General features: G+C 43.2%; 22 protein-coding genes. 10 read left to right on the forward strand and 12 right to left on the reverse strand.

Annotated elements, in window-relative coordinates; genetic code table 11:
• Window positions 1-235: 235 nt before the first annotated feature.
• Window positions 236-793: an outer membrane beta-barrel protein gene (locus C505_RS0112565; protein ID WP_083938340.1), complete on the forward strand. Its 558-nt coding sequence runs from the start codon at window positions 236-238 to the stop codon at window positions 791-793.
• A gap of 33 nt (window positions 794-826) precedes the next feature.
• Here C505_RS0112565 and djlA read toward each other — a convergent pair whose 3' ends face one another.
• From djlA to C505_RS0112580, 3 genes are read right to left on the reverse strand one after another with little or no spacing between them, the layout of a single operon-like run.
• Window positions 827-1,624, reverse strand: coding sequence for a co-chaperone DjlA (gene djlA, locus C505_RS0112570; RefSeq protein WP_018692967.1), 798 nt, complete (start codon window positions 1,622-1,624; stop codon window positions 827-829).
• Window positions 1,606-2,313: an N-acetylmuramate alpha-1-phosphate uridylyltransferase MurU gene (gene murU / locus C505_RS0112575; RefSeq protein ID WP_018692968.1), complete on the reverse strand. Its 708-nt coding sequence runs from the start codon at window positions 2,311-2,313 to the stop codon at window positions 1,606-1,608. Before murU ends, djlA begins: the two co-directional genes overlap by 19 nt.
• Window positions 2,292-3,323, reverse strand: coding sequence for an aminoglycoside phosphotransferase family protein (locus C505_RS0112580; protein ID WP_018692969.1), 1,032 nt, complete (start codon window positions 3,321-3,323; stop codon window positions 2,292-2,294). Before C505_RS0112580 ends, murU begins: the two co-directional genes overlap by 22 nt.
• Before the next feature lie 127 nt (window positions 3,324-3,450).
• On the opposite strand from C505_RS0112580, the gene C505_RS22305 reads away from it, so the two are divergent.
• The 8 genes from C505_RS22305 (at window position 3,451) to C505_RS0112620 (ending at window position 10,671) form a co-directional block, all read left to right on the forward strand.
• The gene (locus tag C505_RS22305; protein WP_083938341.1) at window positions 3,451-5,748 is read left to right on the forward strand and encodes an LPS-assembly protein LptD; all 2,298 of its coding nucleotides are present in this window, start codon (window positions 3,451-3,453) and stop codon (window positions 5,746-5,748) included.
• Between the two features lie 5 nt (window positions 5,749-5,753).
• Window positions 5,754-7,040 (forward strand): peptidylprolyl isomerase SurA, encoded by a 1,287-nt coding sequence (gene surA / locus C505_RS0112590; protein WP_018692971.1) that lies wholly within the window; start codon window positions 5,754-5,756, stop codon window positions 7,038-7,040.
• 11 nt (window positions 7,041-7,051) lie between these two features.
• Complete coding sequence (pdxA, locus tag C505_RS0112595; RefSeq protein ID WP_018692972.1) at window positions 7,052-8,038, forward strand: 4-hydroxythreonine-4-phosphate dehydrogenase PdxA; 987 nt, start codon at window positions 7,052-7,054, stop codon at window positions 8,036-8,038.
• Window positions 8,035-8,856 (forward strand): 16S rRNA (adenine(1518)-N(6)/adenine(1519)-N(6))-dimethyltransferase RsmA, encoded by an 822-nt coding sequence (rsmA, locus tag C505_RS0112600; protein ID WP_018692973.1) that lies wholly within the window; start codon window positions 8,035-8,037, stop codon window positions 8,854-8,856. The genes pdxA and rsmA overlap by 4 nt, the downstream gene beginning before the upstream one ends.
• Window positions 8,853-9,218: a Co2+/Mg2+ efflux protein ApaG gene (gene apaG, locus C505_RS0112605; RefSeq protein ID WP_018692974.1), complete on the forward strand. Its 366-nt coding sequence runs from the start codon at window positions 8,853-8,855 to the stop codon at window positions 9,216-9,218. Before rsmA ends, apaG begins: the two co-directional genes overlap by 4 nt.
• A gap of 3 nt (window positions 9,219-9,221) precedes the next feature.
• Window positions 9,222-10,046: a symmetrical bis(5'-nucleosyl)-tetraphosphatase gene (locus C505_RS0112610; protein ID WP_018692975.1), complete on the forward strand. Its 825-nt coding sequence runs from the start codon at window positions 9,222-9,224 to the stop codon at window positions 10,044-10,046.
• A 79-nt stretch (window positions 10,047-10,125) separates the two neighbouring features.
• Entirely contained in the window at window positions 10,126-10,443 is a 318-nt protein-coding gene (locus C505_RS0112615; RefSeq protein WP_018692976.1) for a hypothetical protein, read from the forward strand.
• A 12-nt stretch (window positions 10,444-10,455) separates the two neighbouring features.
• Window positions 10,456-10,671 carry a hypothetical protein gene (locus C505_RS0112620; RefSeq protein ID WP_018692977.1) on the forward strand — a complete coding sequence of 72 codons (216 nt, stop codon included), beginning with the start codon at window positions 10,456-10,458 and terminating at the stop codon, window positions 10,669-10,671.
• Window positions 10,672-10,723: 52 nt separating this feature from the next.
• Here the strand turns inward: C505_RS0112620 and folA are convergent, their stop codons facing one another.
• The 4 genes from folA to rplU form a co-directional block, all read right to left on the reverse strand.
• A complete protein-coding gene (folA, locus tag C505_RS0112625; protein ID WP_018692978.1) occupies window positions 10,724-11,215 on the reverse strand; it encodes a type 3 dihydrofolate reductase in 492 nt (163 codons plus the stop codon).
• 69 nt (window positions 11,216-11,284) lie between these two features.
• Window positions 11,285-12,445: an Obg family GTPase CgtA gene (gene cgtA / locus C505_RS0112630; protein WP_018692979.1), complete on the reverse strand. Its 1,161-nt coding sequence runs from the start codon at window positions 12,443-12,445 to the stop codon at window positions 11,285-11,287.
• Window positions 12,446-12,672: 227 nt separating this feature from the next.
• Window positions 12,673-12,930 (reverse strand): 50S ribosomal protein L27, encoded by a 258-nt coding sequence (rpmA, locus tag C505_RS0112635; protein WP_018692980.1) that lies wholly within the window; start codon window positions 12,928-12,930, stop codon window positions 12,673-12,675.
• Between the two features lie 19 nt (window positions 12,931-12,949).
• Window positions 12,950-13,261, reverse strand: coding sequence for a 50S ribosomal protein L21 (rplU, locus tag C505_RS0112640; RefSeq protein ID WP_018692981.1), 312 nt, complete (start codon window positions 13,259-13,261; stop codon window positions 12,950-12,952).
• Window positions 13,262-13,489: 228 nt separating this feature from the next.
• On the opposite strand from rplU, the gene ispB reads away from it, so the two are divergent.
• Window positions 13,490-14,461 (forward strand): octaprenyl diphosphate synthase, encoded by a 972-nt coding sequence (ispB, locus tag C505_RS0112645; protein ID WP_018692982.1) that lies wholly within the window; start codon window positions 13,490-13,492, stop codon window positions 14,459-14,461.
• A 430-nt stretch (window positions 14,462-14,891) separates the two neighbouring features.
• Here the strand turns inward: ispB and fdx are convergent, their stop codons facing one another.
• The 5 genes from fdx to iscU are packed head-to-tail and all read right to left on the reverse strand — an operon-like array spanning window position 14,892 to window position 18,373.
• Window positions 14,892-15,230 (reverse strand): ISC system 2Fe-2S type ferredoxin, encoded by a 339-nt coding sequence (gene fdx / locus C505_RS0112650; protein ID WP_018692983.1) that lies wholly within the window; start codon window positions 15,228-15,230, stop codon window positions 14,892-14,894.
• Window position 15,231: 1 nt separating this feature from the next.
• Window positions 15,232-17,094 carry a Fe-S protein assembly chaperone HscA gene (gene hscA, locus C505_RS0112655; RefSeq protein WP_018692984.1) on the reverse strand — a complete coding sequence of 621 codons (1,863 nt, stop codon included), beginning with the start codon at window positions 17,092-17,094 and terminating at the stop codon, window positions 15,232-15,234.
• A gap of 5 nt (window positions 17,095-17,099) precedes the next feature.
• Window positions 17,100-17,627 carry a co-chaperone HscB gene (hscB, locus tag C505_RS0112660; protein WP_018692985.1) on the reverse strand — a complete coding sequence of 176 codons (528 nt, stop codon included), beginning with the start codon at window positions 17,625-17,627 and terminating at the stop codon, window positions 17,100-17,102.
• 21 nt (window positions 17,628-17,648) lie between these two features.
• Complete coding sequence (gene iscA, locus C505_RS0112665; RefSeq protein WP_018692986.1) at window positions 17,649-17,972, reverse strand: iron-sulfur cluster assembly protein IscA; 324 nt, start codon at window positions 17,970-17,972, stop codon at window positions 17,649-17,651.
• A gap of 23 nt (window positions 17,973-17,995) precedes the next feature.
• A complete protein-coding gene (gene iscU, locus C505_RS0112670) occupies window positions 17,996-18,373 on the reverse strand; it encodes a Fe-S cluster assembly scaffold IscU (RefSeq protein WP_018692987.1) in 378 nt (125 codons plus the stop codon).
• Window positions 18,374-18,375: the final 2 nt, after the last annotated feature.

The following is an 18,375-nucleotide window of genomic DNA, read 5'->3' on the forward strand; positions in this document are numbered from 1 at the left end:
GACAAGGCCCAAAGAGCTGCCACATCCTTCAACTTGAAGCTGCCTCAAACTCCACTGGGACTATATTCTATTTCGAAGGTTGACAGGTTGCCTCAGCTATTGCGTAGCGCAATGAAGTTTTATCTTTTTTTAATATATATTTCAGTAAATTACTGAAGCGTTTGAACCTTACTCTCCCTCAGACGTCATACATACCGAGCAAGGGGACAAAACCCATATTTATGATGTAAAAACAATGAGACAGGAATCAATGAAAGGAACAATGATAGGACTCAGCTTACTACTGCCCATGATGGCGCAGGCCACCATACAAACGCAGTACCTCGCGATTGGATATCAGTCATCACAATATAAAGATGATGAATTAGCACCAAAAATCGATGAGAATTTTGGGAATATATACATCAAGAGCGGTACTTATCTCCAAAAAGATATTGCCTTTGAAGCAAACATAGTGGTTGGTTTAGAAGAAAAAGAAGTGCCTTATGAGAAAGTCATGGGCTCCGCCTCTCTACAACATGTCATTTCCCTATTGTTTAGAAAAGATATACAGCTGGGGGATTCCGTCAACCTGTATGGACTTGCAGGTGCTTCGAATTTGTCTGTAAAACGACAACATCCAGATGAAGATGATCAGGAAAAGCTGATAACAAAAAGAAGGAATCGCACCAGTGTATCTGTCGGACTTGGTATTGAAACCAAGATTTATCGCGATGTCTATGTTCACCTTGAAGCGGCTTACTATCAAAAAGATTATCAAGCACTCAACTTCGGCTTTTCTTATAAGCTTTAATCAAGGGGGAGTTTCCCCCTCAATACATCACACTTATCCATGAACTTCTTTCAACAAATCATATGCACGCTGGATATCCTGAGTCTTCTGTTTCGCAACTTCGAGCATACTTTCTGGTAGACCTTTACCCATTAATTTATCCGGATGATTTTGAGACATTAATCTTCGATAAGACTTCTTGATATCTTTCCAGGGTGTACTTTCAGTCACACCCAGTAATTGATACGCATGACTTAAATCGTCTTTGCGTGTTTGTGGGCTGCTTCTATGTCTTTGGTAGTTTGCTTCCGCCTGGAATCGTTCAATGATGTGTTCCAGGGTTCCTTGAGGTAACTTCAAATATTGACTGAGCTTTTCAAGAACTATTTTTTCCTGGGACGACAATACGCCGTCACATAACGCAATCTGAACCTGTAATTCTAAAAAGAGTTGTGTCATTTCCCGATAAGGCAAAAAGGCTGTACGAAACGTATCGATTGCATCTTTGAGAGGAAAGTCAGGGTCTTTTCCTTCTGAAAATGCATCCTGTGCTTTTTTCTTTTCTGTGGAAGATAAATTCAGTCGACGCATGAGCTCAGTCGCCGCTACAATATGAACTTCAGAAACCCGGCCATTCGACTTTGCAATATGCCCCATGACTGCAAAAGTTGTATAGAAAAACAGTGCTTCTTTTTCTTTTGCAGCCTGAATAAAATGACCAAAATAGCCGACTTTTTCATACGCTGTTTGATAGACTTTATCGAGCCAATGTCCAAGTAAAAGCCCAAGTAAAAGCCCAGGTATTTTTAATAATGCGAACCCAAATAACGCACCTAAAATTTTTCCCCACATGCTCCCTCCTCTTGATTAAGCAACCGCTGGTTCATCGCCTCAAGACGCTCAGGTGTTCCAATGTCATACCACACTGCTTTTAAATGCTTACCCTGAAGCTTGTGTTCTTGACTCCATTTTCTCAGCAAAGGCCCGAGTCCTTGTTTTCCCGCAGGTAAAGCTTCGAAAACGGACGGATCCAAAACTGCAATGCCGGCATAGGTAAGGTTGTGCTCGCCTTTTGGCAATACCCAACCATCCTTTGTTAATTCAAAGTCCCCTTCTGGATGTTGTGGTGGATTCTCAACCAGATAAATCAGCCCATGTACTTTTGGGTCTGGCAGGCTCACATCACGAAAGTCAAAAGCACTCCATACATCACCGTTTACAAGTAAAAAAGGGGCTGAGCCGAGTTGACCAAGTGCATTGTGGATACCTCCAGCGGTTTCCAATGCAGAACAACCTTCATCAGAGAGAAGTAACTCAACCCCGTCAAATGACAATGTCTTTACAAAATCAGCGATTTGTTCACCGAGCCAAGCATGATTAATCACAATCCGACGGATCCCAGCTTCAACTAAGCGATAAATATGTCGCTCAAGCAGCGTCTGTTGCCCGACCTTTAATAATGGCTTCGGGCAGTGATCAGTCAACGGACGCATCCTTTCTCCACGGCCAGCGGCCAGGATCATCGCTGTTGTGATTTGCATAGAGAATTCACCACTTTTTGTTGTACCCAGTTTGCCAATGGTTGAAGTTGAGGATATTTCATTCCAATTTCAACAATATATGTAAGTGTTAATGGCAATGCATCTAAATAGCCATGTTTATTGTCTCGATGGAACAATCGGCAAAATATACCCGCCGCTTTTAAATGACGTTGAACGCCCATCAAATCCAGCCATTGTATATATGTTTCATAAGTGAATTTCTCAGAATCATCTTGCGATTCGCTTTTCATCTGGATCTCTCTTTTCAATTGGAGATAATGTCTTTTCGCAAGTAATTCAATCTCATTATCCGATAAACGGCGATAACAATCCCTCAACAGAGAAACACAGTCATAAGTGACTGGGCCGCATACACTATCCTGATGATCAATCACCCCTAACTGGCCGCACTCTAAAACCATCAGATTTCTTGAGTGATAATCCCGGTGCATCCCCGCTTGCGGCTGGGCCAAAGCAGAGCCAATCAAAATTTGATAGCTTGTATCAAACAATTGCTGTTCTGATTCCGATAATGTGATACCGCAATGAACACCAACACACCACTCCGTAAAAATATCCAATTCTCGCTGAACAAAATCGTGATCATAAATAGGTAGCTGGAGCGTTGAACTTTCAGATAGCATTCTCACTTTGACTAGTAGATCAATCGCCTGTTCACCATAAGCAGTTTGTTTTGCAGTTGGTATATCAATTAAATGATCGTTTCCAAAGTCTTCAAGTAGCATCACACCAAGTTCCAGATCGGCCTGATAAACCGTTGGTGTTTTCAATTCACATGCTTGATATTGTTCACTCATGTCACAAAAAGGCTTGATTGAACCGGAATCCGGTGGACAATCCGATAAAATGTATTTTTTTTCGTATACTTTGACTCGGTAGTATCGCCGGAAACTGGCGTCCCCTGTTAATGGCTCTAATTGAATGTTTGTATTGGGAAAGCATTGTTCCAGCCAGTGAACTATTTGAAGGTAACGGCTTTCTAATTTCATATTTTTCAGTTGGGATGCAGATTGTGACTCGCAATATAACCAAATAGCTAAACAATTAAAATTGATTTATGATACGCCGTCACTAGAAAAAGAATGAATCGCTAACAAGGCCATAAAACCCATTGAAATGAAGCTCCGGTATCTTACTATTTGTTTAATGAAAGCAGGTTGTTTAATTCAGACAGGGATTATTGATCGCGCACGTGCAGCCGAAAATAATTTTGTCTCTCAATGTTTTGCCCCAATTGACGTTGAAGAAACCGCAGTTCATCCAGCGGCTGAAGACAACCTAGTCATCGAATCGAAAACTGTCGATATGAAAGACAACATTGCCAAGTTTGATGGCAATGTGAGTGTCCACATGGAAAAGTCCAGTGTCACGGCACAAAGTGCTGAGCTCAATCGTGCAACTAATCAACTCAGCGTAAAAGGGGATGTCAGCTTTCAAAGTCCGCAACTTTCAATTTCCAGCGAAGTCTTGGATGCAAGCACCACACGAAAAGATGCAAACTTAAGGAAAGCAAATTATCGTTTTAATCAAGTTCCCGGGCGTGGTAAAGCGGAAGATTTGTATCTTGGCTCAGATAATTCCCTCACGCTCACAGGTGCCAGTTTTACCAGTTGCCCAGAAGGTGATGAAAGCTGGGAATTAAACGCAAGTAGTATTCACCTTTCCTCAAAAGAAGCAACTGGAGAGGCTTATCATGCAGTCTTGCGTGTTGAGGATACTCCAATTTTTTACTGGCCATACGTTTCATTTCCATTGAATGACGATCGACGTAGTGGTTTTTTATATCCCAAAATCAGTAGCTCAGAATCTAACGGGGTAGATATTGAAGTCCCATATTACTTTAATCTGAGTCCAGACTATGACATGACACTTGCCTCTCGACTGTTGACACGTAGAGGCAACCAATTTCGTGGCCAGTTCCGCTACCTCACCTATTCTAATGAAGGAACAGTTGGTCTCGATTATTTGAATGATACAAAGAAGGATGATCAACGACAATTATTTTACTATCAAGATAGAGGGATCTATGGGAATAATTGGAGTACAGAGATCGATTACTCTGATGTCTCAGACGATGCCTATTTATCTGATTTGGGCTCAAATTATCATGGTCAAAATCAGGCTGTACTCAATCAGCGATCAAGATTAAGCTACCACGGTGATCGTTGGGGGCACAGTATCGGGCTAGAAAGCTTTGAAGTGCTGGGAAATTTTGAAGACTCATATCGTGCACTACCACAACTTCAACTATTTACCACACACCCGCATTATTTTTACGGTTTAGACTTAGAGTGGTTCTCAGAAATTTCCTTTTTTGAAAACAAAAAGTCACCCTTGATTACTTCAGCAAGGCGTTTGCACCTTGCGCCGAAAGTCAGCTATACCCTCGAAGCGCCTGCTTATAAGCTGGTAACAGAAGGTAGTCTGCTGCATACAAGCTATGAACAAATTGCAGCATTAGATGCCACGGATGAGGTCAAACGGAATGTAAATCGTACTCTCCCGAAGTTTCGAGTTCTTGGTCAAGTCAACTTTGAACGAGAAAGTCATTGGATGGGTTTATCAGATCATCAGGTACTCTCACCTAAGATTCAGTATCTCTATGTTCCTAAACGAGACCAAAAACAGATTCACTTATACGATACGACGAGTTTGCAAGAAAACTTCCACGGGCTATTCCGTGATACTCGTTTTTCAAGCGTTGATCGCGTTTCATCAGCCAACCAGTTTACCGTCGGTGCAAGTAACTCGTTTTTTGATGCTCGCTCAAATGAACTTTTTTACATCAGTCTTGGTCAGATCTTCCATCTGGAAACGCCAACAACTGGCACAGAGAAAGAGACAAATGCCAAGAATGTGAATAGTAAACGCTCTGATTTAGCGGGCGAGTTGAAACTTCACTTATCACCAAATTGGTCATTTGAAGGTGAATTTCAATATGATGTGAGCAACAGTAACTTCGTCGAATCCGACTTTACTTTCGATTATATTCAAGGTGAGCAACGTCTATTTCAGTTGTCCCATCGTTACGTCGAAAATGTCGCGAATGAAACGATTGAGCAAGCTGGGATCCGCGCCTCGCAGCCAATATCCCGACGCTGGTCAATTGTCGCAAGTTATTATCGTGATCTGGAAAATGACCGTTCGACTGAGAGCTATTTTGGGTTACATTACCAAAGTTGTTGCTGGGCAATTAAGATGTACGCACAACGGTACATTGACCCAATACTTGATGCCATACCAGACCATGTGTCGCAGGCAGTACAAACAACAACTCAGGAACCAAATTTTGAAACCCGGATTGCCATTGAGTTTGAGTTTGTTGGCTTTGGTAATCGTTCTGTTGATCCAGTCACCAAAACATTTAAGAAGAGCATTTACAGCTATAGAAAACCAAATCTACTAGGTAAATAATTCCGATGAAAAAGTATGTTGTTTTAATTCCTTTGCTCACAGGGTTTGTGGCATCCTCAACGGCCATCGCAAAAGAGCTGGTTGATAAAGTAGTCGCCATCGTCGACAAAGGTGTTGTGCTTGAAAGTCAAGTCGAAGGCATCTTAAACGATGTAAAAAGAAAGTCTCTGGAATCTGGCCAAACACTACCACCGGATCGCGTTCTCAGAACTCAGGCTGTTGATCGTTTGATCTCACAAGAAGTGCAACTCAATTTTGCAGAGCGAATTGGTTTAAAAATTACAGATATGCAGCTTGACCAAGCAATTCAGCGTATCGCTGGGAATCAAAATAAGAATGTCGAACAATTTCGACTCTCCCTTGTCTCAAAGGGGGTTAACTATGCTCAGTACCGTGAAAAACTTCGTGAAGAAATCACGATTTCCCAATTGCAACAAATTCAACTTCGTCGCCGCGTCTATGTATCTCCACAAGAAATTGAAAGTTTGCTTCGATTAATGGAAAAGCAAAAGGGGAACTCTGAAGAGTTTCGAATTGGACATATCTTAGTTGCGCTTCCAGAAGAAGTTTCTGATAAAGAAGTGAAAGCGACTGAAGACAAAGCAAATAAGATTTTGAAGTATCTTGAAGAAGGTAAAGACTTTAAAAAGTTAGCGATTACTTCATCATCCGGTTCTAAAGCGCTCGAAGGTGGTGATTGGGGATGGATGAATATCAACGAAATGCCAACCCTGTTTGCAGAGCAGGTTCGTGACAAAACAAAAGGAAAAATTATTGGTCCATTACGCTCTGGCGCAGGTTTCCACATCCTCAAGATTTTTGATATTCGTGGTCGTCAGACGGTTGAAGTCGAAGAAGTTCACTCCCGACATATCTTGATTAAACCTTCAATTATTTTAAGTGAGAAAAAAGCACAAAGTCTGCTCGGTGAATTCCGAGAAAAACTGCAAAAAGATCCGACTCAGTGGTTAACACTTGCAAAAGAATACTCTGAAGATCCTGGCTCAAAAAGTAAAGGAGGTGACCTAGGCTGGAGTTCGCCTAGCGTCTATGTCCCTGCGTTTAAAGAACAATTAGCGCAACTGAATATGGGTGAATACAGCCAACCATTCCGCTCCATGCACGGCTGGCACCTTGTTCAGCTGATGGAAAGAAGAAAAGTGGATGCAACCGCAGATCATAAGCGTGAACGTGCATACCAGCTTCTATTCAACCGGAAATATTCGGAAGAACTTGCAAGTTGGCAAAAAGAATTGAAAGATCGTGCTTATATCGAAATCATAGGGCAGTAGATTTGAATTCAATGATCGCTAAAATTGCTATCACTGCTGGTGAGCCAGCCGGGATTGGTCCCGACCTTCTGATCCAGATTGCACAAACAACCTGGCCGGCCCAGTTGATTGTCTGTGCATCAAAACAACTTCTCAAAGAAAGAGCCGCTCAGCTTGGCTTACCGCTTGAGATATTAGATTATCAACCCGGTAAACCTGCGCTACTTTGCAATGCAGGCCAATTGGTCGTCGCTGACTTTGAACTTGCTCAGCCAGTCATCCCTGGTCAACTCGATGAAGCGAATGCTGGGTATGTACTCAACACCTTGTCCGTAGCCTGTAATGGGAATATGTCCGGTGAGTTTGATGCAATTGTCACAGGGCCAGTGCATAAAGGGATCATTAATCAATCTGGGATTTCTTTTTCGGGACATACAGAGTTTTTCGCTCAGGAGTCTGGCACAAACGATGTTGTGATGATGCTCGCTACCGAAGGACTGCGTGTTGCGCTTGTAACAACGCATATCCCGCTAGCTTATGTGGCAAAAGCCATCACGCCAGAGCGTCTGCGTAAGATTATTGAAATCCTTCATGCAGATATGCAAGTGAAGTTTAAAATTTCTTCTCCAAAAATTTTGGTCTGTGGCCTCAATCCGCATGCAGGAGAAGGCGGACACCTTGGTAAAGAAGAGATTGAAGTGATCAATCCTGTCCTTGATGAGCTTCGCGCTGAAGGGATGCAACTCGATGGGCCATATCCAGCAGATACGTTGTTTCAAGACAAATATCTCAATCAGGCAGATGTTGTGCTTGCGATGTATCACGATCAGGGATTACCTGTGTTAAAATACAAAGGTTTTGGTAATGCCGTCAATATCACGCTAGGTTTACCTTTCATCCGAACTTCGGTTGACCATGGTACCGCGTTAGATTTGGCAGGAACTGGCCAGGCCGACCCAGGTAGTCTAGAAGTCGCCATTAATCAGGCCATCGAATTAGCGAGTAGTAAACATTCATGACAGATAAAGTGCATTTAGGTCACCGCGCAAGAAAACGCTTTGGCCAGAACTTCCTCCACGATCCAATCGTGATCCATCAAATCGTCAGTGCCATCAATCCGACGAATGATGACAATCTTGTCGAAATAGGTCCCGGGCTTGCAGCATTGACTGAACCTGTGACAGAAATCGTGGATCACTTGACTGTGGTGGAAGTCGATCGCGATCTTGCTGCACGCTTAAAAACACATCCATTTTTGTCGTCTAAGCTGACTGTTGTAGAAGCAGATGCGATGAAGTTTGACTTTCGTTCGCTTTGTCAGGAAGGAAAGAAACTAAAAGTTTTTGGTAACCTACCCTACAACATCTCTACACCGTTGATGTTTCACTTATTTGAATTCGTAGACGATATCGACAATATGCATTTCATGTTGCAAAAAGAAGTCGTCGAGCGAATGACAGCAGGTCCTGGCACAAAAACCTATGGCCGTTTAAGTGTCATGACTCAGTACTATTGCCATGCGATGCCTGTGGTCCATGTGCCACCTGGAGCATTTAAACCAGCACCAAAGGTTGAATCTGCGGTTGTCCGGTTAATCCCAAAATCACCAGAACAACGCCAGGCAACCTCAGTCAAATGGCTGAATCGTGTTTGTCTGGAAGCATTCAATATGCGCCGAAAAACCATCAAAAATTGCTTTAAGAATATCGCAACACCTGAAGAACTTACCGAGCTTGGATTTGACCTTGGTATTCGCCCAGAGCAAGTCAGCATTGCGCAATTTGTTAGTCTAGCCAATTACTTACACGAAAAAGAAAAGCAAAATAAAACAGAATGAGTATTGAAATTCAGGTAGAAACCCAGTACATATCCGCTCAGTCATCTCCTGAAGAGGCACAATATGCTTTTTCATACACTATTACGATAGTCAATCATGGGGAAGACACGGTACAGTTGATCAGCCGATATTGGCTGATCACTGATTCAACCGGGAAAGTGACAGAGGTCCAAGGTGAAGGCGTCGTCGGAAAGCAACCGCATATCGCACCGAATGAAACCTATACCTATACAAGTGGTGTCATGCTGGAAAGCCAGCTCGGCACAATGGAAGGTCACTACCTGATGCGCGACAGTGATCAAGGTACCTTCCAGACAGATATCCCTGTATTCCGACTCTGTCCGCCAAATACATTACATTAATCTATGGCTGACTATATTATTGGAGATATTCAAGGCTGCTATGCTGCGCTTTGTGATCTTCTTGAAAAAATAAATTTTTCTCCCAAACATGATACCCTCTGGTGTGCTGGTGATCTGGTTGCCAGAGGTGAAGATTCCGAGTCGGTAATGAGACTGCTTTATGGGATGAAATCAAGCGTTCGTACTGTACTTGGGAACCACGACCTTCACTTACTTGCATTAGCTGCTGGCAAATCTAAAAATAACCCAAAAGATAAGCTCACTCCTTTATTGAAATCAAAGAAACTCCCTGAATATTGCGATTGGCTCCGCCAGCAACCACTTTTTACGAAAATCAAAAAGCACAGTGCAGTGCTCACGCATGCTGGCATATATCCGCTCTGGACATTGAAAGAAGCAGAACAGTATGCCAAAGAAGCGGAAGCCGTGATCCAGAATGATGCTCTATTCGATAACTTTCTTGACAATATGTACGGCAATTCTCCAGATAAGTGGCAACACAGCCTGAAAAACCATGCCCGGCTTCGCTTTATCGTTAATAGCTTTACAAGAATGCGCTTTTGTTTTAGTAACGGAGCTTTGGAGTTGAAGAATAAAGGCACATTGCAAGACGGGATTGAGTCTGGACTCATCCCCTGGTTTCAACTCAGGGAACAGCTTCAAGATGACTCACAACGACTCTTCTTCGGCCACTGGGCTGCTATCATGGGGCAAACTCTGTCCAAGCACTATATCGGCCTGGATACCGGTTGTGTTTGGGGGGAGCAACTTACTGCATACAATCTAGATAAAAGCATGAAAATACAAGTGAATGCCAAAATAGATTAGATATTAGTACTTTTCTGTTTTCGAACCTGAAAACAGAACTAAACTAAAAGTACTATTCATAGGTCAAACTGAGGGAACGATGGCATTAGTAGATTTTTGCGACACCCAGCAAGGGCCAAGGAACGTTTTTAGCGAGCTGGGCACCTATTCTCTTGTCTTATATCACTTTATCAAGACATTTGAAACAAAACAAACAGCGCTCACACAGCTTATCAAAAAGCAACAACGGCGAGAAGCACATGATGTCGCACATCAAATCCCAATGAGCCTTCATCAACATGATATTTCACTCGCAAAATGCCTCATGCGGCATGTTGAACATCGATTTACAGAAGCGCTCAAGGAAATCACCACATACCTAGAAAGAGAAAAGTACCCTTCTGCTAAATCATCATAAAAAGGGATCAAGATGTCATATTGTTCAGAAAGTGCTTATTGGGAAGCATGTGCAAAAATGGCCTTGCTGATCAACAACCAACAAATACAGCATCAAGAGCGTGTAGAAACAGAGCTTAACGCAATTATCGCATCTTGCAGCCTGCTTCCGGAAAATAAAATAGACGACTTGAAAAAGCATAAGAAAAGACTTTTAAAGCGGCTGGACTTCCTAAAGAATCAGCCATAAACCCCCACCAAATAAGATGGGGGTCTAATTGAAGACGAAAGATCCTCATCAATCACAAGGTTCTGCTCAATTCTAGGAAAGAATAGTCATGTGTATTCTTTTCATCCCGCTCATAATCTTCACGTGCGTTGACGACCCAGTTACCTACAGCGGTATAGTCTGGAAAGAACGTATCTCCGTTAAAGCTGGCATGAATTTGTGTTAAATACAGTGTTTCAGCTTCTTGTAAAAACTGCTGATAAATATTGCCACCTCCGATAATCATCACTTCTTCATACGATTGAAGACGGCTCAGCAACTCATCTTTTGAATGGCAAACAGTAACGCCTTCAGGCTGATAGTCCTGGCTTCTCGTTAGAACGACATTTTCCCGCCCCGGTAGTGGTCGACCGATTGACTCAAATGTTTTCCGCCCCATCACAATCGGTTTACCCATCGTCACCGATTTAAAGTGCTTGAGATCGGCAGGCAAATGCCAAGGCATTTGGTTGTCCAAACCAATCACACGATTTTCATCCATTGCAACAATCAAAGAAATTTTCACAAACGCCTCTCACAAGAGATAAAAACAAAAAAGCTCCGAATGTTCGGAGCTTTTCCATAGATAAACTAATTACTTCTGGTAAATGACTTCAACATCATAGTCGTCATCATCCCAGTCATCATCATCCAAATCTTCGTCGATTTCTTCATGAACTGACTGGTGGTAGTTATCCCATTTAAATTCGACTTCTTCCTGTTCTTCAGGTTTTTCTTCAACTTCAATAGGTAAAGATTCAATGCACTCCAGTAAGTCCCAGGCAAGCTGATCAGTATTGAGCTTATTGAAAGCAGAAATTTGATAGTATGGACCATCGAATTCAAGCGCCTTCGCAATTTCTTCACAACGCACTTTTGCTTCGTCTTCAAGCATCAAGTCGATTTTATTGAAAACTATCCAGCGTGGCTTTTCTGCCAAGGCTGGGCTGTATTTCTCTAGCTCTGCCATGATCTTTTGTGCATTCTCTACCGGATCGCTACCATCAATTGGCATCACATCGATGATATGTAGAAGAACACGACAACGCTCAAGGTGCTTCAAGAATCGAATACCAAGGCCCGCGCCTTCTGCTGCACCCTCGATCAAACCAGGAATATCTGCAATGACGAATGAGCGATGGCTTTCTGGACGCACAACACCAAGGTTAGGGACTAGCGTAGTAAATGGATAATCTGCAACACGTGGTTTTGCCGCGGATACGGAGCGAATAAACGTCGATTTACCCGCATTTGGCATACCGAGCAAACCTACGTCAGCAAGCAGGAGAAGCTCAAGCTTCAAATTACGGATATCACCTGCGGTTCCCTCTGTTTTTTGTCTCGGCGCACGGTTGGTACTACTTTTGAATCGGGTATTCCCCAAGCCATGGAAACCACCTTTTGCTACAAGGAGCTTCTGGCCCTTTTTCGTGAGATCGCCCACAAACTCATCGGTTTCAACATCCACAACACGTGTTCCAACTGGCACCATTAATGTCAAGTCTTCACCACGTTTACCGGTACAGTTACGGCTTTTACCATTTTCGCCACGTTGCGCTTTATGGAAACGTTCAAAACGATAATCAATGAGTGTATTTAAATTGTCATCAGCTTGAAGATAAACATCACCACCATCGCCACCATCACCGCCATCAGGTCCCCCTTTCGGGATAAACTTCTCGCGGCGGAAGCTGACACAGCCATTACCGCCATCACCTGCTTCAACACGAATTTCAACTTCATCTACGAATTTCATTGTTTTCCATCGACTCCAAATCTGTGGAAACTTTAATCTGCATATGGAATGACTGACATTCAATCATTTTATATGCAGATTACGCCTATTTTTTAGCCTTGTGAAGCGTCTTTTACACTTCCTTTCTTTCTCTGAGTTTTCAGAGGAAAGCATCCCATTCACAATCTCAATGAATTGTGCAAAAAAAAACCCCGCTACAATAGCGGGGTTTTTTTCAAAGTATAGAATTACTCTGCTTCCACGCTCACAAACTTGCGATTGTGTTTGCCTTTGACTTCAAATTTGATTTTGCCGTCAGAAAGAGCAAATAACGTGTGGTCTTTGCCAACACCAACGTTTGTACCAGCGTGGAATTTTGTACCACGTTGGCGAACAATGATGTTACCAGCTAGAACTGATTCACCGCCAAAACGCTTAACGCCAAGACGTTTACTTTCTGAATCACGTCCGTTACGAGTACTACCACCAGCTTTTTTATGTGCCATAAGTCAGTTACTCCTACTCTTAAGCGTTAATACCAGTAATTTTTACTTCAGTGAACCACTGACGGTGGCCCATCTGCTTACGAGAATGCTTACGACGCTTGAACTTGACAATTTTTACTTTCTTGCCACGGCCGTGAGTCACAACTTCTGCAACAACCTTTCCGCCTTCAACGTAAGGTGCGCCGATATTGATATTTTCGCCGTTTGCAACAAGAAGAACTTTATCAAATTCTACAGCTGCACCCGTTTCAACATCTAATTTTTCAAGACGAAGGACTTGACCTTCCGTCACGCGGTGTTGCTTACCACCACTTTGGAATACCGCATACATTAGCTTACTCCGTTTCGCGCTCTCTATAGCGCGATAAAATTCTAGATAACAGGCCGCGAATTTTACGCGAATTCACTATACGCCGCAAGCCATATTTACAAAAAGATGTTTTTTTATTCTAGTTTGGATTTTAGTCATTTCCGTGCAAAGGATTTATTAAAAAATCTTTGAGAAGTGTAGCCATTCGGATGTACAATCCGTGCCAACAGTAATACACGTGGCAACAACATGGATTTCGAGCAAATCAAATCTCTGTCGGCTGACGATATGGCAGCAGTCAATCAGTTGATCGCAAGCCAAGTCCAATCCGACGTCGCGCTGATTCAGCAGCTCGGATTATACATTATTAATAGTGGCGGTAAACGATTGCGTCCTCTGCTTTGCGTCCTTGCAGCTCGCGCTTTGGGTTATGAAGGCGACAAGCATATTACGCTCGCAGCTATCATTGAATTTATTCACACCGCAACCCTGTTACATGATGATGTCGTCGACGAGTCGATGCTCAGACGTGGACAGGATACGGCAAATGCAATCTTTGGAAACCAAGCCAGCGTGCTTGTGGGCGACTTTTTATATACACGTTCTTTCCAAATGATGGTGAGTCTGGACGAAATGAAGATCATGCAGATCCTCTCCAATGCAACCAATGTAATTGCAGAAGGGGAAGTCCTCCAGTTGATGAACTGTAACGATCCAGAGACGACCGAAGCCAAATATATGCAGGTCATCTATAGCAAAACCGCAAAGTTATTCGAAGCTGCGACTCAACTTACAGCGGTCATCAATCAGGAAAGCCCAGAAGTCGAACTCGCTATGCAGGATTATGGCCGCTATCTTGGTACTGCTTTCCAACTTGTGGACGATGTATTGGACTACTCATCTGAAGCAGAAGAAATGGGTAAAAACGTTGGGGATGACCTCGCAGAAGGTAAACCAACCCTGCCGCTTATTTATGCTATGCAAAGAGGCACTGAGGCGCAAAAAGCACTCATTTATACCTGTATTCAAGAAGGTGGACACCGTGATCGCCTTGAAGACGTAATGGAAGCATTAAACCAAACAGAAGCACTTGAATACACAATGGCCAGAGCAAATGAAGAAGCAGAGAAAGCTATTGATGCGCTCAGTTTTCTACCTGACTCTGACGCAAAACAAGCATTAATTACACTGGCAAAGCTATCTGTTAATCGAACACACTAGAAAAGATTTGAAGTTTTTTAAAACTTTTGATGCGGCATTGTTACATAAACAATGCTTCCTGCACTGACCCGTTCGAGAGAACTGTCAGTTAGAAGGCCAATTCTTCGGAGTTGGCCTTTTCTTTTATTCATAGGATCCACAATCTTCTATAAAACCATCGCTGACTGAGTCATTTGAGAAGAAAAAAGTATCCCAAGCGGATGTCAAAATTCAGTCTTGTCCTTGAACTCTGATACGAGTTTGCTTCAGATTTTTAGGAAATCAAGCTCCTGCTAGCAAGCGAACTGCTTTTGAACGGTTACTTTTGAATACAGTACCCATTGCCATAAACACTTATAGCTATACAAAAAATATATCGCTATAAGGAGTATGAGCATAAGGGCATAAAGAGAGCGTACTTTAGGGAAAAGTACGCGACAATAAAGAAAGGTTAGTGATTTTCGCTCACTTGGTTGACAGTGTATTTGGGGATCTCCACCACCAAATCTTCGTCTGCAACAACAGCCTGACAGCCCAAACGCGATTCTGGCTCTAAGCCCCACGCTTTGTCGAGCATATCGTCTTCCAATTCGTCACTTTCTTCTAAAGAATCGAATCCTTCACGGATCACAACATGACAAGTGGTACATGCACAGGATTTTTCGCAGGCATGTTCGATATGGATCCCGTTTTTTAGCGCGACATCAAGGACAGATTCGCCCTCTTTTGCTTCTAAAGCTGCCCCTTCTGGACAAAGCTCTTCATGAGGTAAGAAGATAATTTGCGGCATGTTACACCTCGTCTACCGATTGACCTGTTAACGCTTGCTTGATTGAGTCATCCATACGACGCTGGGCAAACTCTGATGTTGCCTGATCGACACGCTCAATCGCAGTTTTGATCTCCTCAACATCACCGGATTGACGAGCTGTGGCAAGTTGCCGCATCGTTTCGGAGATTTGATTCAATTCTTCTTGAGATAATAACTTTTCACCATCGCTATCCACTGCACTTTGGATGGATTCTAAGACACGATCCGCTTCAACCTGTTGCTCACGCAGCATTCTTGCTTGGATATCTTCTTTCGCATGTTGCATAGAAGATTGGATCATATCCGCAACCTGCGTATCCGATAAGCCATAGGATGGTTTCACTTGAATGGATGCTGCTACCTTGGTTGACTTTTCCATAGCCGTCACACTTAACAGGCCGTCGGCATCAACTTGGAATGTCACACGAATATGTGCAGCACCAGCAGCCATTGGTGGAATATCTGTTAACGCAAATCGCGCCAGTGAACGACAATCATCAACTAACTCACGTTCTCCTTGCAGCACATGAATCGACATAGCTGTTTGACCATCTTTGAACGTTGTGAATTCTTGCGCACGTGCAACAGGGATTGTCGTATTGCGGGGAATGACTTTTTCTACCAATCCCCCCATGGTTTCTAAACCTAGAGATAGTGGCGTAACGTCCAGTAGCAGCATCTCACTATCAGGTTTATTTCCGACCAGGATATCTGCCTGGATCGCAGCACCGATTGCAACTACTTTGTCTGGGTCAATGGATACTAACGGTTCTTTTTGGAAAAAAGCTGCAACTTTTTCTCGTACAAGTGGCACACGCGTTGAGCCACCAACCATCACGACTTCCTGTACTTCTTCTGCTTTAACGTCTGCGTCTTTTAAGACTCGGCGGCAAGTACGAATAGTACGCTGTACAAGTGGCTGAATTAATATGTCAAAATCAGCACGAGAGAACTCGCCTTTCCAAGCAAATCCAGTCGTTTCCAGTGAAACAGTCACAACATCCTGAGAGCTGAGTTGTTCTTTCACATAACGCGCTTGATCCAACAAGTATCTGACTTGCTCGGGTGTAAGTTCTTCCTGATGTTCCGCAAGTTCGCAAAAGCGAGCCAAAAGCGTATGGTCGAAGTCGTCGCCACCCAGTGCGGTATCTCCACCTGTAGCTAAGACTTCAAAGACTCCCTGATTTAAACGAAGAACCGATACATCGAATGTTCCACCACCTAAATCGTACACAACAATCGTGCCTTCGTTGCCAGAGTCAAGCCCATACGCAATCGCAGCAGCTGTTGGTTCGTTCAATAAACGAAGTACATGAAGGCCTGCAAGTTTCGCGGCATCTTTTGTGCCTTGACGTTGTGCGTCATCAAAGTATGCAGGTACAGTGATCACAACCCCCTGAAGGTCACCACCAAGTGAATCTTCAGCGCGTTTGCCAAGGGTCTTTAATATTTCTGAAGAAACCTGGATCGGATTGACTTCTCCTGAAACCGTTTGCATGGAAACCACACCATCGCTTTCTTTAAATGTATAAGGAAGTTGACCGAATGTATGCTGAATATCAGAGAGTGTTCTGCCTAAAAAACGCTTTGCAGAGATAATCGTATTTTGGGGGTCTTGCGTGGCGGATTGTTTCGCCAAGCGGCCGACATTCACCCCATTCTGCTGATACTGCACAACAGAAGGAAGCATATCTTGCGCTTCATGATCCACCAAGGTTTTTGCTTCACCACTGCGGACTGTCGCGACCAACGAATTTGTCGTACCGAGGTCTATGCCCGCTGCGAGTTTATGTTCATGGGGCGCTGCACTTTGTCCAGGTTCAGCAATTTGAAGTAATGCCATAGGAGTTAGTCACTGAAAAGTTCATCTTCCAGACGTTCAATTTCGTCTAGAAATTTGTATAAAAACTTAAGCTTACGAATAAAATCTGCCGCATTTTCTGCGTTAGCTTGATCTTGTGCATCTAAAATAGGCGTCAAATCATTAAAATACTGATCAATATCCGACTGAGTTTGTGATGTTAGTGTCGCAAGTGCTGCATCAGGGTCGTCTGCATGCCGAGCATCATCCAGCGCTTCACGAAGCTCCATTTGTGCCATCAAAAAAGCAGGATCTTGTAGTGTTTGTTGCTCTGCCCGAATATCAACACCCATCAAGTGCAACATATATTCGGCACGACGTAATGGGTGCTTGAGCGTTGCCAGTGCGTCATTGATCTCAGCAGTTTTTTGCACTGCCATCAGCTGTTCATGGGAACTCGCATTCGCAAAATTATCTGGGTGCACTGCCTTTTGTAGGTCACGATAAGTTATCGTCAGTGCGCCCAAATCAACCGCAAAGCCATAAGGTAATTGAAATAGTTCGAAATAGGTCATGGTTGTCCTCTCTACAGCACTTTAGACCGTAAAGCTCTCACCACAACCACATTCATCCTTGACGTTCGGGTTATTAAACTCAAACCCTTCATTGAGTCCCTGTTTCACAAAGTCCAGTTCTGTGCCATCGATGTAAACTAGACTTTTTTGGTCAACCACAATTTTCACATCCATGATATCGAAAACCTCATCGTCTTCGTTCAGCTCATCAACAAACTCAAGCACATACGCTAAACCAGAACAGCCTGTGGTTTTGATACCCACACGTAAACCGACACCTTTGCCTCGATTTACCAAGAAACTCTTCACACGATCTGCTGCTGCTTGTGTCATTGTGATTGCCATAAATTACCTCTTTCCCCTATGGATTACTGCTTGCTTTTATAATCTTCTATCGCTGCTTTGATCGCGTCTTCTGCCAAGATCGAGCAGTGGATTTTTACAGGAGGAAGTGCGAGTTCTTCTGCAATTGCAGTGTTCTTGATCGTTTGTGCTTCATCAATTGTTTTCCCTTTCACCCATTCAGTAACGAGTGAACTGGAAGCAATCGCAGAACCACAACCATAGGTTTTAAACTTCGCATCTTCAATCACGCCTTCATCGCTGATTTTTAATTGAAGCTTCATGACGTCACCACACGCTGGTGCGCCGACCATGCCTGTTGCAACACTTGGGTCATTTTTGTCAAATGAACCTACATTACGTGGATTTTCGTAATGATCGATGACTTTTTCGCTGTATGCCATAA

The organism is Algicola sagamiensis DSM 14643, from assembly GCF_000374485.1.
Classification (GTDB): Bacteria; Pseudomonadota; Gammaproteobacteria; order Enterobacterales; family Alteromonadaceae; genus Algicola; species Algicola sagamiensis.

Coding starts and splice junctions, on each gene's coding strand:
- C505_RS0112565 (WP_083938340.1), top strand. CDS start 236: ATGAGACAGGAATCAATGAAAGGAACAATGATAGGACTCAGCTTACTA.
- djlA (WP_018692967.1), bottom strand. CDS start 1,624: ATGTGGGGAAAAATTTTAGGTGCGTTATTTGGGTTCGCATTATTAAAA.
- murU (WP_018692968.1), bottom strand. CDS start 2,313: ATGCAAATCACAACAGCGATGATCCTGGCCGCTGGCCGTGGAGAAAGG.
- C505_RS0112580 (WP_018692969.1), bottom strand. CDS start 3,323: ATGAAATTAGAAAGCCGTTACCTTCAAATAGTTCACTGGCTGGAACAA.
- C505_RS22305 (WP_083938341.1), top strand. CDS start 3,451: ATGAAGCTCCGGTATCTTACTATTTGTTTAATGAAAGCAGGTTGTTTA.
- surA (WP_018692971.1), top strand. CDS start 5,754: ATGAAAAAGTATGTTGTTTTAATTCCTTTGCTCACAGGGTTTGTGGCA.
- pdxA (WP_018692972.1), top strand. CDS start 7,052: ATGATCGCTAAAATTGCTATCACTGCTGGTGAGCCAGCCGGGATTGGT.
- rsmA (WP_018692973.1), top strand. CDS start 8,035: ATGACAGATAAAGTGCATTTAGGTCACCGCGCAAGAAAACGCTTTGGC.
- apaG (WP_018692974.1), top strand. CDS start 8,853: ATGAGTATTGAAATTCAGGTAGAAACCCAGTACATATCCGCTCAGTCA.
- C505_RS0112610 (WP_018692975.1), top strand. CDS start 9,222: ATGGCTGACTATATTATTGGAGATATTCAAGGCTGCTATGCTGCGCTT.
- C505_RS0112615 (WP_018692976.1), top strand. CDS start 10,126: ATGGCATTAGTAGATTTTTGCGACACCCAGCAAGGGCCAAGGAACGTT.
- C505_RS0112620 (WP_018692977.1), top strand. CDS start 10,456: ATGTCATATTGTTCAGAAAGTGCTTATTGGGAAGCATGTGCAAAAATG.
- cgtA (WP_018692979.1), bottom strand. CDS start 12,445: ATGAAATTCGTAGATGAAGTTGAAATTCGTGTTGAAGCAGGTGATGGC.
- rpmA (WP_018692980.1), bottom strand. CDS start 12,930: ATGGCACATAAAAAAGCTGGTGGTAGTACTCGTAACGGACGTGATTCA.
- rplU (WP_018692981.1), bottom strand. CDS start 13,261: ATGTATGCGGTATTCCAAAGTGGTGGTAAGCAACACCGCGTGACGGAA.
- ispB (WP_018692982.1), top strand. CDS start 13,490: ATGGATTTCGAGCAAATCAAATCTCTGTCGGCTGACGATATGGCAGCA.
- fdx (WP_018692983.1), bottom strand. CDS start 15,230: ATGCCGCAAATTATCTTCTTACCTCATGAAGAGCTTTGTCCAGAAGGG.
- hscA (WP_018692984.1), bottom strand. CDS start 17,094: ATGGCATTACTTCAAATTGCTGAACCTGGACAAAGTGCAGCGCCCCAT.
- hscB (WP_018692985.1), bottom strand. CDS start 17,627: ATGACCTATTTCGAACTATTTCAATTACCTTATGGCTTTGCGGTTGAT.
- iscA (WP_018692986.1), bottom strand. CDS start 17,972: ATGGCAATCACAATGACACAAGCAGCAGCAGATCGTGTGAAGAGTTTC.
- iscU (WP_018692987.1), bottom strand. CDS start 18,373: ATGGCATACAGCGAAAAAGTCATCGATCATTACGAAAATCCACGTAAT.